Consider the following 15,315-nt stretch of genomic DNA (forward strand, 5'->3'; position numbering starts at 1 on the left):
GTGATAGTTGGTTTAATCAACATGCAAGAAAGCACGAATAAACTTACTGAGCAAAAACTGCGCCTCTTATGCATGTTGTTAGTAACCGGAATTATATCAGAAGAAAGGAATCATACCCCATCCAGAATTGTTAAAATCTATACCTTTTTTGGGTATGGGCACTACCCGTTGAAACAGTTTATACTTAGGCTATTGCTTCGTTTAGTGCTTTGCATTTCGTAATTTTGTACTATGAATTGGGAGACAGATATTTTACATAAAGAAGATTTTGAGGTTGCCTTGCTCGAGGAAACAACCGACCTGCGCAACCTGGTAGTATACAATGATGATGTGAACACGTTTGACCACGTGATAGAGACGCTTATCAAAGTATGCGGCCATACAGCAGAGCAGGCAGAGCAATGCACCTTATTGATTCATTACAAGGGCAAGTGCACCGTTAAAGTAGGCTCTTTTGAGGAGCTAAAAGGTATGTGTACTTCGTTGCATCAGAAAGACCTTTCGGCGGACATAGAATAGTTTAGGAGGTTAAATGAATTTTCCGTCGAAGTTGATAGAAAATGCCGTGGAGGAGCTGGCAAAGCTACCCGGCATTGGAAGAAAAACGGCGCTGCGCCTGGCGCTGCACTTGTTAAAAGAAGAATCTGAAGAAAGCTTTTCGCTGGCGGAGGCCCTGGTAAAGATGCGCACAGAGGTAAAGCATTGCAAAGAATGCCATAATATCTCTGACACCGAAATATGCAGCATCTGCTCTAACCCGCTGCGCGATAAGAGCCTGCTTTGTGTGGTGAGTGATATACGTGATGTGATCGCCATCGAGAATACATCGCAGTATAAAGGCTTGTACCATGTGCTGGGTGGCGTTATTTCGCCTATCGAGGGTATTGGACCTTCGGACCTGCACATAGATTCGCTGTTGGAGCGCCTGCCAAACTCAGAGGTAAAAGAGCTGTTGCTGGCTATCAGCCCAACTATGGAAGGCGACACTACCGCATTTTACCTCACCCGTAAATTGCGCGACCATAACGTACGCATTACCACCATTGCCCGAGGCGTGCCTGTAGGAGGAGAGCTGGAGTATACCGACGAGATTACGCTTGGCCGAAGTATAGTGGAGCGAACTGTCTATGGCAAAGTATAAAGTATAAACGATAGCGTTGAGAAAGCCCTTGCTGTAAAGCTGGGGCTTTTTTGTTTTTCAGCGTTAGGTCCAACCACCCCTGCCCCTCAGAGCTACGCTCGCTAGTTTCGAACTCGCGTTCTCATTAGTCCAAGGAGGGGAGTTTTTACTTACTGCTTTATCTTTCATCACAATAGCAACTGTTCTCCTCCTTTGTTATCCTGAAAAGATCTTGGTAGAAGGGAGGTTAGGCACCAGCTATAGAATATCAACCTATGCAGGAGTAAAGCATGAACTCCCCACCTTAGCCAAGGAGGGGCAGCGGTGGTTGGACCAGGTTTCGAAAACACACGTACATGAGCTATCAACTGCACTTCCTACCACAAAATAAACCTTCAGCTGTTTTTCTGGAAAGTCTGTGGCTTTATGAGTAAATTGCCGGCTTAATTACAATTACTTATGCACGAACTTGAAGAGGCGAAAGCCATACTTTCAGATAGAATCTCTGCTTTGTCAGAATCGCAGACAATTGCCATGGCTAAAAAAGCCCGTGAACTGGCCGCGCAGGGGCACGATGTGATAAACTTAAGCTTTGGCGAACCTGACTTTCAGACGCCACAATACATAAAAGATGCTGCAAAGCAAGCCATTGACGAAGGATTTACTTTTTACACACCAGTTGCCGGTTACCCGGAGCTGCGCCAGGAAATAGTTAAAAAATTTAAGCGCGACAACAACCTGGACTTTGCTCCGGAGAACATTGTGGTATCTACAGGTGCAAAGCAAAGTATAGCCAATGCGGTGCTGTGCTTAACTAATCCCGGTGATGAGGTCATCATTTTCTCGCCATACTGGGTTTCTTACGAGGAGATCGTGAAACTGGCAGAGGGAACTACGGTGCCCTTAATGGGCCGCCTGGAAAACGACTACAAAGTAACGGCAGAGCAGCTGGAGCAAGCTATCACCTCTAACACAAAGCTGATCATGTACTCTTCGCCGTGTAACCCAACGGGTGCCGTTTTCAGCGAAGAAGAACTGCAGGCTATTGCAAAGGTGCTGGAAAAGCATCCCAACATTTATGTAATAGCTGATGAGATCTACGAGTACATCAACTTTGAGGGCAAGCACGCTAGTATGGCCAGTATCGAATCGATTCGTGATAGAGTGATCACCATCAACGGATTCTCGAAAGGATATGCCATGACGGGATGGCGCGTTGGTTATTTGGCTGCACACAAAGATATTGCCGCAGCCTGCGATAAAATGCAGAGCCAGATAACATCCGGTACCTGCTCCATTGCCCAGAAAGCCGCTGCCGCTGCCCTTAAAGGTGGCAACGCATCGTCGTTGGAGATGACGGAGGCGTACCGCCGCCGCCGTAGCCTGGTGCTGGACCTGATGCAGGATATCCCAGGCTTCCAGACCTATGTACCTGCTGGCGCTTTTTACATCTTCCCGGAGATAAGCGCGTACTTTGGCAAGAGCTATAACGGTACAGTAATAAACTCGGCACTAGATTTAAGCATGTTTATACTTACAGATGCGCATGTGGCCGTGGTAAGCGGTGAGGCTTTCGGCGCTCCGCAATGTATACGATTCTCTTACGCCACCTCCGACGAGAAACTGGTAGAGGCACTTCGCCGCATCAAAAACAGCCTGGCTAAACTACAGTAATGGATCAAATCAATAGTATAGAAGAACTGTTTGCTGCTTTCGATAAGCTTACCGTTTTGATTGTGGGTGATGTGATGATCGACTCCTACCTGTGGGGTAAATCCACTCGCATTTCGCCGGAAGCACCGGTGCCGATCGTGAACGTGGTTAAACGCGAGAAAAGATTGGGTGGTGCCGCTAACGTAGCCTTAAACGTGCAGGCATTAGGAGCAACGCCGCTTCTTTGCTCTGTTATCGGCGACGATCAGGATGGTATGGATTACCTGCGCCTGATGGAGGAGAAAGGCCTGTCGACGGAAGGTATTGTGCAGAGCCCGGAGCGGGTTACCACTATCAAGCACCGCATTATTGCCGGAGGGCAACAGTTATTGCGCGTAGACTCAGAAATTGAGCACAACCTGGTCGAGCACGAAGAGCGCCACCTGGAAGAGCGTTTTGTGCAGCTGCTGGAGAAAGCTGATGTGGTTATTTTTGAAGACTACGACAAAGGCGTTTTTTCTAAAGAGAACATTCAGCAGTTTATCAAACTGGCTAATGAGCAAAACATACCAAGCGTGGTAGATCCTAAAAAGAAAAACTTCCTGAGTTATGTGGGTAGCACGTTGTTTAAACCAAACCTGAAAGAGTTGCGCGAAGGCCTTAAAGTCGATTTCGCTGATGAAAACCTTCCGGCTTTTGAAGATGCGGTGGCCGCTCTGCAAAACGAACTGCAGTTGCAGCAGGTGTTGGTAACGCTATCGGAAAGAGGCGTATTTATAGCCAACGGCGACGACAAGACATACATTGAGGCGCACCGCAGATCTATTTCAGATGTATCAGGGGCAGGGGATACGGTGATAAGTATAGCAGCCTTGTGTATGGCCTTGGGCACAGCGCCACAGTTTCTGGCAGGCTTAAGCAATTTAGGAGGTGGTCTGGTGTGCGAGCAGGTAGGCGTAGTGCCTGTAGATAAACAACGTTTGCTCGAAGAGGCGAAACACTTCAGGCTTTTCGAAAAGCATGAATACCGAAACGCTTAACAGGATACTATACGGCAGCAAGCTAAAAGCTTATGCCTTTATGCGCCGCACAGCCTACGTGTTGTCGGTGCTGGCTGTTGTGCTTTTAATTCTGGCGCATGGTGTAGTAGAAAGCCCGGTTAGGCTGCACATGCTCTACTATGCCATAGATGCCATCTTCTCTGTATTTGTTATCATCTACTTTATCCGCATACTTTATACTTTTGAGCGGATTAAGTTTATAAGGCGCACCTGGTTCGAAGCTATACTGATGTCGCTTATACTGGTAAACCAGATAGGCACTTATTTGCTCGATTTTCCGGTTGTATACCACATTTTTGAAAGTATAGGCATCCCGCTTTCTGTGGAGTTTTACCGTGTGCTTGTGTCTACGTACATGCTGGTGCTGCTGATTGTGGAGTTGCTGGAGACCAAGGTGCATTTAAAAACATTGCAGCTAAAGCCATCCATCTCTTTTATACTTAGCTTTCTTATACTTATCGCGATTGGCACCGCCTTGTTTATGCTGCCCAAAATAACGAACGCACCGGATGGCATGCGCTTTATCGATGCGCTTTTTATGGCCACCAGCGCATCATGCATTACAGGGCTTGCCGTAGTAGACCCTGGCACGTACTTTACATTTTCGGGGCAGGTGGTGCTGTTGATACTGGTGCAGTTAGGGGGCTTGGGTGTACTGACTTTTGCTACGTTCTTTGCCTCGCTGATGCGGCAGGGGATGAGCATAAAACACCACATCGCCTTGCACGAAATAATGGACAGCGAATCGTTGTTTTCGACCAAGGGGCTGCTGCGCAAACTAATAACGCTTACCCTAACAATTGAAGCAGTAGCGGTGGTGCTGGTGTTTATGTCCTGGGGCAACGAGGTGCAGTTTGAGAGTTTAAGCCACAAGCTTTTTTATTCTGTTTTTCATGCGATAACAGGTTTTACGAACGCAGGTTTCTCGCTATACCCAGAAGGGCTCTACACCGAATCGATCAGGAGTTCCTATGTGTTGCACCTGATCATGATTGGGCTTATTTTATTAGGAGGCATCGGTTTCCCTACTATAGTGGATGTTTTCTCACCAACATCCATGCGCCGTCGCCTAAACGCACCCTGGAAAAACTGGAAGCTGCTCTCCCGGGTTACCATTTATACTTCGGCTGCGCTGATAGCCTTTGGTACAATTGTGTTCTTTTTGCTTGAGTATTACAATTCCTTGTCTCATCTTAATTTCGCGGAGGCGCTGGTTACTTCTTTGTTTCAGTCAGTTACAACGCGCTCATCAGGCTTTAACACAGTAGATATGTCGGCGCTGTCAGTACCTACGCTGCTCTTGTTTATGTTTCTGATGTTTATAGGGGCTTCTCCGGGGTCTATGGGGGGCGGCATCAAAACCACCACATTCACAGTAATTGTTATTTCTGTGTGGGCAACAATCCGCAACAAGCGCAACATGGAGATAGGCCACCGCACCATTCCGCATTGGGTGTCTTACAAAGCATTTGCTGTCTTCACTTTTGCGGCTATCATAAACCTGTGCTTCATATTTATACTTGCGATTACGGACTCACAGTTCGATTTCGTAAGATTGGCTTTTGAGCAGGTTTCGGCGTTTGGTACTGTTGGTTTAAGCACCGGTATCACAGCGGGTTTATCTGATATGGGCAAGCTTACTATTATCTTGTCGATGTACATTGGCAGGGTAGGAACCCTTACACTAGCCGTTGCCTTAAGTTCACGCGCATACACTACGGCTTACAAATACCCGTCTGCCCACCTGGCTGTAGGCTGATGTTTAGCCCGATTTATAATATCCGAAAGTTTAAGCCTTTGCTGCGCGCAGGATATTATATTTGCAGATTATACAGATCGTAACAAGCACTATACTTTAAGAAGCTAGCATTTAAGCATGAATACCGAGACGCTAAACCGGGTACTATATGGCAGTAAATTAATTGCCTATACCCTCATGCGCCGTACAACTTATACCTTGTCTGTGCTGGCAGTTGGTTTGCTTATATATGCGCATGGCGTAGTAGAAAGCCCGGTAAGGCTGCAAATGCTCTACTATGCCATTGATGGTATACTTGCCGTGTTTGTGATCATTTACCTCCTGCGGATACTTTATGCCTTTGAGCGTAGTAAGTTTTTGAGGCGCACGTGGTTTGAGGGCTTTCTCATGTTTGTCATACTTATAAACCAGGTGTGCACTTACATGCTTGGTTTTCCGGTTATATACAACATTTTCGAAGGTATAGGAATACCGCTTTCTGTAGAGATTTACCGGGTTTCGATATCGCTTTACATGTTGGTGCTGCTGTTGGTAGAGCTATTGGAGACAAAAGTGCACCACAAAGCAGTCCAGTTAAAGCCCTCTGTTACCTTTCTGTTAAGTTTTATATTCCTGGTTCTGGTAGGTACAGGCCTGCTCATGCTTCCTAAAATGACAAATGCGCCGGAAGGCATGCGCTTTATCGATGCGCTTTTTATGGCCACCAGCGCTTCTTGTGTAACAGGTTTGGCTGTAGTAGATCCCGGCACATATTTTACTTTTGCAGGCCAGGTTATTCTGCTGATGCTGATACAAATGGGAGGCCTGGGCATACTTACGTTTGCTACCTTTTTTGCCTCACTAATGCGACAGGGGGTAGGCGTTAAGCAACACGTTGCCATGCACGAACTCCTGGAAAGTGAGTCGCTTTACTCTACAAAAGGATTACTTAGGAAGCTGATTTTCCTTACTTTTTCTATAGAAGCGATAGGCGCGGTCATCGTTTTTGCTACCTGGGGGCCGTCAGCCGAGTTTCAGAACCTGGGGAGTAAGATCTTCTACTCTATCTTTCATGCCGTATCGGCTTTTTGCAATGCGGGTTTTTCGCTTTATCCGGAAGGGCTGTATACCGAGCCGGTACGTTTTGCCTATGTCATGCACCTTACCATTGCCATGCTTATTATACTAGGAGGCATTGGTTTTCCTACTATCCTGGATGTGCTGTCACCGGCATCGATGCGGGAGCGCCTGAACACCCCTTGGAAAAACTGGAAAATGCTTTCGCGCATCACTATTTATACTTCGGCTGCGTTAATTTTTTTGGGTACTGTAGGCTTCTTTTTGCTTGAGTACTATAACACACTCTCCGAACTGAATTTTGCGGAGGCAGTTGTTACATCTTTCTTCCAATCGGTTACAACAAGAACGGCCGGCTTTAACTCAGTAGATATCTCAGCGCTTAATGTACCAACTTTATTGATGTTTATCTTCCTGATGTTTATTGGAGCTTCGCCGGGCTCTACAGGCGGTGGTATCAAAACGACAACCTTTGTAGTTATACTTATCTCGGTGCTGGCAACCATTCGTAACAAGCGTAACCTGGAGATAGGGCACCGCACTATTCCGCACTATATTTCTTATAAAGCCTTTACCATATTTACGTTTGCGGCGGTCTTAAACATACTTTTCATCTTTGTACTGTCTATTACTGATGCACAGTATGATATAATGCGCCTGGCCTTCGAGCAGGTGTCGGCGTTTGCAACAGTTGGTTTAAGCACAGGCATTACAGCTGGTTTCTCAGATGCCGGTAAAATTGTGCTTATTCTATCGATGTACATTGGCAGGGTGGGTACCCTAACGCTTGCCCTTGCGCTCAGTACCAGGGCAACGTCTACTAACCACAGGTATCCGGACACGCACCTGGCTGTAGGGTAGAACAGCATTCAAAAGTCTAAAAGCCTTGTAAACAGAACGGCCTGCATTAGAGCAGGCCATTCTGTTTAAGGTACTATGTAATTGTTCTATGGTTTAGTCTGGCCGGTTTTGTAGCTCCAAACCTCAAACTATTTAATATGCGCTAATTGCTTCCGTATTCTTTAACGGTTTGCACAAAGCACTTCACTTTTTCAGGATCTGTGTCCGGGTAAACACCGTGGCCAAGGTTGGCGATGTGGCGGCCAGGGCCAAACTCCTTCAGCATATTTTTTGTTTCGCGCTCTATTGTCTCAAAAGAACTGTACAGCAGGCATGGGTCCATGTTGCCTTGCAGCGTTTTGTTTGGGCCAACCTGCTGGCGAGCCTTGCTAACCTCCATATTCCAGTCCAGGCCAATGGTTTCGCAGTTTAGTTTACTGAAATCTTCCAGCGCAAAAAAAGCACCTTTGGCAAATACTGTAACAGGCACCTCATTTATGGCATCGCATATCTCAGTAATATAAGGCAGCGCAAATTCGCGGTAATGTGCCGGCGAAAGTATGCCTGCCCACGAATCGAATATCTGAATTAAGTTAGCGCCTGCCTCTACCTGTGCTTTTAAGTAAGCAATAGTGGTATCGGTTATCATGCGCAACATCTGGTGGGCCAGGCGTGGGTTGGTGTAAAGCATGCCACGCGCATGCGAAAACGTTTTGGAGCCGCTGCCCTCTACCATATAAGCAAGTATAGTCCAGGGTGCGCCAGCAAAACCAATAAGCGGAACACGTCCGTTTAAGGCCCTTTTTGTTACTTTGATCGCCTCTAGTACGTAATTCAGGTGCTCGTGTGGGTCGGCAACGCGCAGGCGCTTCAGGTCTTCTTCGGTGCGGATTGTCTGAGGAAACAATGGCCCACGTTTCTCGATCATTTCGTAGGTGCAGCCCATTGCCTCTGGCACTACCAGAATATCGGAGAAGATGATGGCAGCGTCCACGTCAAGTATGTCTACTGGTTGTATGGTTACCTCAGCGGCAAGTTCTGGTGTTTCCACCAGTTCTTTAAAGCCACTCAGACTATTGCGTACAGCTCTATATTCAGGTAAAATACGCCCGGCTTGGCGCATAAGCCAAACAGGAGTGCGTTCTACGGCCTCTCCTTTGGCAGCTCTTATAAGCAGATCATTTTTCAGTTGCATGGCGCAAAGATACGTTAAAATTGCCGATTGTCAGATGGTGATTGTTATCATCAATCGTGCATGGTTCTAAAGTAAAAGTAAGCTAATACTAGCTTTTTACTCTTTTAGGCAAGTAGTTGTTATTGTTTTAATTTAAATCGAACCTGACAGGTAAGCAAGGCAGCATGTGCCAGCAGGGAGACTCCGAAAATGCGCTTAAAAACTATCTCTCAGTAAAAAACAGGGCAGAGAGGGCAGAAACAATAAAGTTTACACCTATAGACAGTACGATAAAGCCCATGATGCGTGAAAGTGCAGCTAAGCCGGATTTTCCCATATAGCGTGTTAGCTGGTGCGAAAAGCGAAGTATGATGTAACTTACAATAGCCAGTAAAATAATGCCTACCAGTATCATTGCCATATCCAAGTAAGAAAGCGAGGTAGTAAACAAGCCTATACTTATGGCAATGGCGCCCGGGCCCGAAAGCATTGGCATGGCTAGTGGCGTGAACGAGATGTCTTCTTTTTGCTGGCCTTCTTCCACCACATCCGGTGAAATTTTCTTTTTGCTGCCCCCTGGAGTAAGTAGGTCAAAGCCGGCACGCATAATCATCAGGCCGCCGGCAATGCGCAGGTCGTGTATGCGAATACCGAAAAAATTGAGCACGTACTGCCCCGCCAGGAAAAATATTGCCAGGATGCCCACCATGTATAAACAGGCTTTTAGTGCCTGCTGGTTACGGCTGGCAGGTGTATCGTCCTGGGTAAGGGTAAGAAAAACAGGCATAGCCCCAAAAGGGTTAACAACAGAAAATAAAGCAGAAAAAGTGGCAAGTATAATTTCCATGTAAATATGGTGCTTGAGAAAAGTATAGCCTTAAATATATATGTTAATCGATGCAAAACAAAGCTTTACTTGTTAAGCCAGTATTAAGGAGGTCAAATAAAGTATAATCCTTATTTTTGAGAAACGATCACCCCAAATTTAATTACCTATGAAAGGAGAAGTAAAGCTTGGCATACTTGGTGGCGGGCAGCTAGGACGCATGCTGATGCAGGCCGGGCTCGATTTTAACCTCTATACCTTAGTTCTGGACCCAGACGAAAACGCTCCCTGCAAGCATATTTGCAACGAGTTTTTTGTAGGCAGTTTCCGCGACTTTGACACAGTATATGAGTTCGGCAAAAATTGTGACATACTTACAATTGAGATTGAGCACGTAAACGCAGATGCGCTGGAGAAACTGGAACAGGAAGGTGTAAAAGTATACCCTGATTCCCAAACCGTTCGCACCATCCAAGATAAAGGACTGCAAAAAGAGTTTTTCCAAAAGCACAACATTCCAACATCAGATTTTATACTTCTAAAAGATAAAGCCGAGCTGGAGCAAAATCTTAATTTTCTGCCTGCTTTCCAGAAGTTGCGCCGCGAAGGCTACGATGGCCGCGGGGTAACCAGACTAACAGGAGCAGCGGATACAGCAAAAGCCTTTGAAGAGCCGTCGGTGCTCGAGAAACTGGTGGACTTTGAGAAAGAGATTTCGGTGATTGTTGCGCGTAACGAGAGCGGCGAGGTAACAGCTTTCCCGGTGGTGGAGTTAAGTTTTCACCCAGAGCATAACCTCGTAGATTCGCTTTTCGCGCCTGCCAATGTACCTTACAAACTACAGCGCCTGGCCATCGAGATTGCCACTCGTGTAATTGAGAGCTTTAACATGGTGGGCATACTTGCCGTGGAGATGTTCCTTACTAAAGACGGGCAGATACTCGTAAACGAGGTAGCGCCGCGCCCGCACAACTCCGGGCACCATACTATCAAGGCAAATTATACTTCGCAGTACGAGCAGCACCTGCGTGCCATACTTAACCTACCGCTGGGCTCAACAGATATACAAAGTGCAGCCGTGATGCTAAACCTGCTGGGCGAACCCGGTTACGACGGGGAGGCAGCGTATGAGGGGCTGCAGGAGGCGCTGGCAGTGCCTGGCGTAAACATCCACTTATATGGTAAAAAGTATACCCGACCTGCCCGCAAAATGGGGCATATTACTATACTGGGTAAAGATTTAGAAGAGGCGCAGCAACGTGCTGATCAGGTAAAAGACGTAATCAAAGTTAAAGCATAAACCATGGCCGAAGCAACAACACATACACAGCCTTTAGTTGGCATTATCATGGGCAGCCAGTCCGACCTTAAGGTAATGGACGCAGCAGCCGAAATACTGGAGACGCTGGGAGTGCCTTACGAACTTACGATCGTATCGGCTCACCGCACACCACACCGCATGTTCGAGTATGCTGAGAATGCACGCAAAAGAGGTTTAAAAGTAATCATTGCCGGAGCAGGAGGCGCTGCACACTTACCAGGCATGGTTGCCTCCATCACAACACTTCCTGTTATAGGCGTGCCGGTAAAATCAAGCAACTCTATTGATGGCTGGGATTCTGTGCTGTCTATACTTCAGATGCCGGGTGGCGTACCTGTGGCTACTGTTGCCTTAGATGGCGCCCTGAATGCTGGTATACTTGCTGCTCAGATTATTGGTACAACAAATGCTGCTGTGGCTGATAAGCTGGAGAAGTATAAAACCGGTTTGAAAGATAAAGTGATGCGCTCTGTAGAGGAGCTGAAGCGAGGAGACAGGGACCTGGATTAAGTATAATCACCCCTTTAAAGTATAAGCCCACAGGTTGAAATTTAGCCTGTGGGTTTATACTTTAAAGAGGTGCTATTAAGTTTTTAGTGCTTATAGTTAATCTTAATTTGATTTTTAGTTGAATATACTATCTATTAAGTATATGGTATATTTTTTGCTTCATCTATGGAAATATATCAATATAACTTCTAGCCTATGAAAACATGTTTTTACTTACCTGCTAAACTTTTATTCCTTCTTCTTACTCTTTCTTGTGGTGCTTTTACAGCATTCGCGCAACAGGTTGCATACAGTTCTAATGCTCCTCAACATATACCCGCAGCTTATGCTGAGCCAATGGAAGGAGACAAATACAAGTTACACTTTACGTTTGACTATAGGCTGACAAACTCCTCCTGTACCTCCATAACAAGAGAGGTTAATTTTGATCAGGAAGAAAAAATCTTTAATGGCCCGTTTATAGATAAGAGAGCGGACGGAACTGTGATAGCGGCAGGGTTTTATAAAGATGGGTACTTGGACAGTACTTTGGTTATCCGTTATCTTAACGGTAATGTCTGGCAAAAAGGTAGTTATAAGAACAACGAAATGTTGGGAACCTGGGAGTACTTTTTCCCGGACGGTAAACCGATGTATACTTTAGAAATTGAGAAAGGCAGGGTGTATGTTAATACCGTATGGGATAAGGATGGTAGCTTGCTAGTAGAGAACGGTAACGGCAGAGGAATTATCCATCATTATGAAATCAACTCTTATACAAACGAATTAACTTATAGTTGGAGAGGAAAAATTAAGAATGGGTTGCTGCAGGGTATGTGGAAATTCTTCAAGTATTCAGAGCCTATGGGCCTTAAGCAGGTGTATAACAAAGGCCAATTTATCAAAGGGTATGATCAAGGCCAACAATACAATACCGTAAACTTACTGTCTCTTAATCAGCCCCTCAGGATAATAGATGCTGAAATGTTGGAAGTAGCAGAATGTGATGCAAATCCGACAAATGATTTACCGCCGTTTTATCCACTTGGAGAAGTTCAGCTAAGAAGTGAGATATATAAAGAGCTGGATAAAATACGCCGGAACTTATCAGATCACGGTTTAATCAAGATATCTTTTCATGTTGACGCAGCCGGGAGGTTGAGTGACTTTAAAGAAGAAAGCGATATTGGAGTAGAAAAGATATTGATTGAAGTCCTCGGGAAACTTGGACCTTGGGTTCCTGCAACCCAGCTATATAAACCCGTTAAACAACGAACAACATACTCTATGTACTATGTTAATAAGAAATTAAGGGAATGGGAAAACAGGCCTAATAAGGCCTATGAGGGGTGGCATGACTTGAGTGATGCATTAAGACTTGAGAAAATGCAGGAGCCTAAGGTAGAGTCTTTTCAATGGAAAAAGATACAGTAGTTTAATTCTCTGAGGAGAGTACCCATACTAGCGATCTGCTTAAAACAAAAAAATCCCCTGCCGAAACCAGCAGGGGATTTTTAATATACTTTAAACTTTAATCTTCAGCTTATTTGTTGCCGTCTACTTCTTCGTAGTCAACATCGGTTACACCGCTGTCATCAGCTTGCTGCTGGCCACCTTGCTGGCCATTACCACCAGTAGCACCAGCTGCACCTGCATCAGCCCCCTGACCTTGTGTGGCAGCGTACATCTCCTGAGAGGCGGCACTCCACGCATTGTTCAGGTTCTCGATCGCTTTATCAATACCGGCCACGTCTTTAGAGCCGTGCGCTGTCTTTAATTCAGCCAAAGCATTCTCGATGTTAGACTTATTACCTGCAGATAGCTTGTCGCCATACTCTTTCAGCTGCTTTTCAGTCTGGAAGATCATAGAGTCGGCTGCGTTTAGCTTCTCAATTTCTTCCTTCGCCTTCTTATCAGCCTCAGCATTGGCTTCTGCTTCCTGGCGCATTTTCTCAATTTCCTGCTCGCTTAAGCCAGAAGAAGCCTCAATACGGATCTTCTGCTCTTTGCCTGTAGCCTTATCGCGTGCTGTTACGTGCAGGATACCGTTGGCGTCGATGTCGAATGTTACCTCAATCTGAGGAACACCGCGTGGAGCTGGCGGAATATCTGACAAGTGGAAGCGACCGATCGTACGGTTGTCCTTCGCCATTGGGCGCTCACCCTGTAGTACGTGAATTTCTACAGACGGCTGGTTATCAGAAGCTGTAGAGAATGTCTCAGACTTTTTAGTAGGGATAGTTGTGTTTGACTCGATCAACTTCGTCATCACACCACCCATCGTCTCGATACCAAGTGAAAGCGGTGTTACGTCAAGTAGAAGTACGTCTTTAACTTCACCTGTCAATACACCACCCTGGATAGCAGCACCTACTGCAACTACCTCATCCGGGTTAACACCTTTAGATGGCTTCTTGCCGAAGAACTTCTCCACTTCTTCCTGCACTCTCGGGATACGCGTAGAACCACCTACCAAAATCACCTCGTCGATGTCTGAAGTAGAAAGGCCTGCATCCTGAAGCGCTTTCTTGCAAGGCTCCATAGAACGGCGGATCAGATCATCTGTCAGCTGCTCAAACTTAGAGCGAGTCAGTTTACGTACCAAGTGCTTTGGAACACCATCAACCGGCATAATGTATGGCAGGTTAATCTCTGTTTCGTTAGATGATGAAAGCTCAATCTTTGCCTTTTCAGCAGCTTCTTTCAGACGCTGCAATGCCATTGGGTCTTTACGCAGGTCTAAACCTTCGTCGTTCTTAAACTCGTCAGCCAGCCAGTTAATGATCTTAGCGTCAAAGTCGTCACCACCCAGGTGCGTATCACCGTTTGTAGAAAGTACCTCAAATACACCGTCGCCAAGCTCAAGTATAGAGATATCAAATGTACCACCGCCAAGGTCGAACACCGCGATCTTCTGATCTTTGTGTTTTTTATCTAAACCATAAGCAAGCGCTGCTGCTGTAGGCTCGTTAATGATACGCTTTACTTCGAGGCCTGCAATCTGGCCGGCCTCTTTCGTAGCCTGACGCTGTGCATCGTTAAAGTAAGCCGGTACAGTAATAACCGCCTCAGTTACTGTTGTGCCCAAGTAATCTTCTGCAGTAGCCTTCATTTTCTGAAGTACCATGGCTGAGATCTCTTGTGGCGTGTAGTCTCTGTCGCCAATCTTAACACGTATAGTGTTGTTGTTGCCTTGTACCACGGTATAAGACACCTGCTTTGCCTCTTCGCTTACTTCGTTGTAGCTGTGGCCCATGAAGCGCTTGATAGAAGCAATAGTGTTCTGTGGATTTGTGATCGCCTGGCGCTTAGCCGGATCACCTACTTTACGCTCGCCGTTACCGTTATCCAAGAAAGCAACGATGGACGGAGTAGTTCTGCGGCCTTCGCTGTTTGGTATAACCACTGGTTCGTTACCTTCCATTACGGAAACGCAAGAGTTGGTTGTACCTAAGTCAATACCTATTATTTTTCCCATTCTATAGTTTTATTATATAGTTCCTATTTAATTTTTTTCCTGTTTCCAGTAATCTAACAACCCTTGTGCCAAGAGGAATTTGCCCTGATTTTTATGTCATTCTGTCACAACGCCAGTTCATACTTTCTTTTTTGTCTGCTATTTAAATCCAACTCATGCAGGCAGTCCGCCATTTTTGCAAGCCAGCACCCTAAGGTTTACTTATAGTAAATCATGTAAGTTATTTCAGGGAGGTACTGGAGTGTTCTTGTAAAGCCAGGTGCACAGGCTATACTTTACCAAGTGCTTATACTTCTAAAGCTTTCGGCATTCAGGCTTACAAATCCGAAGAGGTAGCAGATAGTAAGGAATACAGCATATTCAGCTTTTAAAGTATAATTATAATGTAAGTTATAAGCTATGTTTTACAAAGGAGTATTGCAGCTAAGTATCGAAGGATATACTGTAAACGATTTTTGTATTAATCTATAATATATCTTGACTTTATTTATAATATCACGTATATCAAAACTTCAAAAGGTTGATCAGAATACATGAT

12 protein-coding genes are annotated in these 15,315 nt (G+C 45.6%); 9 read left to right on the forward strand and 3 right to left on the reverse strand.

The window, feature by feature from the left end:
- The first annotated feature begins 231 nt into the window (after positions 1–231).
- The 6 genes from Q1A23_RS02365 (at position 232) to Q1A23_RS02390 (ending at position 7,510) form a co-directional block, all read left to right on the forward strand.
- On the forward strand, positions 232–519 hold the full coding sequence (locus Q1A23_RS02365) for an ATP-dependent Clp protease adaptor ClpS (RefSeq protein WP_299818960.1): 288 nt from the start codon (positions 232–234) through the stop codon (positions 517–519).
- A 13-nt stretch (positions 520–532) separates the two neighbouring features.
- Positions 533–1,141, forward strand: a complete 609-nt coding sequence (gene recR / locus Q1A23_RS02370; protein ID WP_299818962.1) for a recombination mediator RecR — start codon at positions 533–535, stop codon at positions 1,139–1,141.
- 438 nt (positions 1,142–1,579) lie between these two features.
- Positions 1,580–2,794: a pyridoxal phosphate-dependent aminotransferase gene (locus Q1A23_RS02375; RefSeq protein ID WP_299818965.1), complete on the forward strand. Its 1,215-nt coding sequence runs from the start codon at positions 1,580–1,582 to the stop codon at positions 2,792–2,794.
- Positions 2,794–3,813, forward strand: coding sequence for a bifunctional ADP-heptose synthase (locus Q1A23_RS02380; protein ID WP_299818967.1), 1,020 nt, complete (start codon positions 2,794–2,796; stop codon positions 3,811–3,813). The genes Q1A23_RS02375 and Q1A23_RS02380 overlap by 1 nt, the downstream gene beginning before the upstream one ends.
- A complete protein-coding gene (locus Q1A23_RS02385; RefSeq protein WP_299818970.1) occupies positions 3,794–5,593 on the forward strand; it encodes a potassium transporter TrkG in 1,800 nt (599 codons plus the stop codon). The genes Q1A23_RS02380 and Q1A23_RS02385 overlap by 20 nt, the downstream gene beginning before the upstream one ends.
- Positions 5,594–5,710: 117 nt before the next feature.
- Positions 5,711–7,510 carry a potassium transporter TrkG gene (locus Q1A23_RS02390; RefSeq protein WP_299818973.1) on the forward strand — a complete coding sequence of 600 codons (1,800 nt, stop codon included), beginning with the start codon at positions 5,711–5,713 and terminating at the stop codon, positions 7,508–7,510.
- Between the two features lie 142 nt (positions 7,511–7,652).
- Here the strand turns inward: Q1A23_RS02390 and hemE are convergent, their stop codons facing one another.
- The gene (hemE, locus tag Q1A23_RS02395) at positions 7,653–8,684 is read right to left on the reverse strand and encodes a uroporphyrinogen decarboxylase (protein WP_299818975.1); all 1,032 of its coding nucleotides are present in this window, start codon (positions 8,682–8,684) and stop codon (positions 7,653–7,655) included.
- 202 nt (positions 8,685–8,886) lie between these two features.
- A complete protein-coding gene (locus Q1A23_RS02400; RefSeq protein ID WP_299818978.1) occupies positions 8,887–9,510 on the reverse strand; it encodes a MarC family NAAT transporter in 624 nt (207 codons plus the stop codon).
- 148 nt (positions 9,511–9,658) lie between these two features.
- Here Q1A23_RS02400 and Q1A23_RS02405 point away from each other — a divergent pair, with 148 nt between their 5' ends.
- From Q1A23_RS02405 to Q1A23_RS02415, 3 genes are all read left to right on the forward strand, one after another.
- Positions 9,659–10,789 carry a 5-(carboxyamino)imidazole ribonucleotide synthase gene (locus tag Q1A23_RS02405; RefSeq protein ID WP_299818981.1) on the forward strand — a complete coding sequence of 377 codons (1,131 nt, stop codon included), beginning with the start codon at positions 9,659–9,661 and terminating at the stop codon, positions 10,787–10,789.
- Positions 10,790–10,792: 3 nt separating this feature from the next.
- Positions 10,793–11,320, forward strand: coding sequence for a 5-(carboxyamino)imidazole ribonucleotide mutase (purE, locus tag Q1A23_RS02410; protein WP_299818983.1), 528 nt, complete (start codon positions 10,793–10,795; stop codon positions 11,318–11,320).
- A gap of 195 nt (positions 11,321–11,515) precedes the next feature.
- Positions 11,516–12,733, forward strand: coding sequence for a hypothetical protein (locus Q1A23_RS02415; protein WP_299818986.1), 1,218 nt, complete (start codon positions 11,516–11,518; stop codon positions 12,731–12,733).
- 109 nt (positions 12,734–12,842) lie between these two features.
- Here Q1A23_RS02415 and dnaK read toward each other — a convergent pair whose 3' ends face one another.
- Positions 12,843–14,777: a molecular chaperone DnaK gene (gene dnaK / locus Q1A23_RS02420; protein ID WP_299818989.1), complete on the reverse strand. Its 1,935-nt coding sequence runs from the start codon at positions 14,775–14,777 to the stop codon at positions 12,843–12,845.
- Positions 14,778–15,315: the final 538 nt, after the last annotated feature.

Origin of the sequence: uncultured Pontibacter sp. (genome assembly GCF_947492645.1) — a bacterium.
Taxonomy (GTDB): domain Bacteria; phylum Bacteroidota; class Bacteroidia; order Cytophagales; family Hymenobacteraceae; genus Pontibacter.